1 protein-coding gene is annotated in these 239 nt (G+C 54.0%); it reads left to right on the top strand.

The features are described from left to right. Positions 1-15 precede the first annotated feature (15 nt). A partial coding sequence (locus SB756_RS34885; protein ID WP_410913858.1) for a hypothetical protein occupies positions 16-239 on the top strand: 224 nt, incomplete at its 3' end.

Genomic DNA, 239 nt, shown 5'->3' with positions numbered 1-239 from the left:
ATCAGAGATATACCAATGGCGCGTTCCAAAACTGCTCAGCCAAAACACTCACTGCGTAAAATCGCAGTTGTAGTAGCCACAGCGGTTAGCGGCATGTCTGTTTATGCACAGGCAGCGGTTGAACCGAAAGAAGACACTATCACCGTTACCGCTGCACCTGCGCCGCAAGAAAGCGCATGGGGGCCTGCTGCAACTATTGCGGCGCGACAGTCAGCTACCGGCACTAAAACCGATACGCC

Source organism: Pseudomonas sp. SIMBA_068 (assembly GCF_046534705.1).
GTDB lineage: Bacteria > Pseudomonadota > Gammaproteobacteria > Pseudomonadales > Pseudomonadaceae > Aquipseudomonas > Aquipseudomonas putida.
Note: the sequence above shows the minus strand (reverse complement) of the source record. Positions and strands in the feature narration are given on the sequence as shown.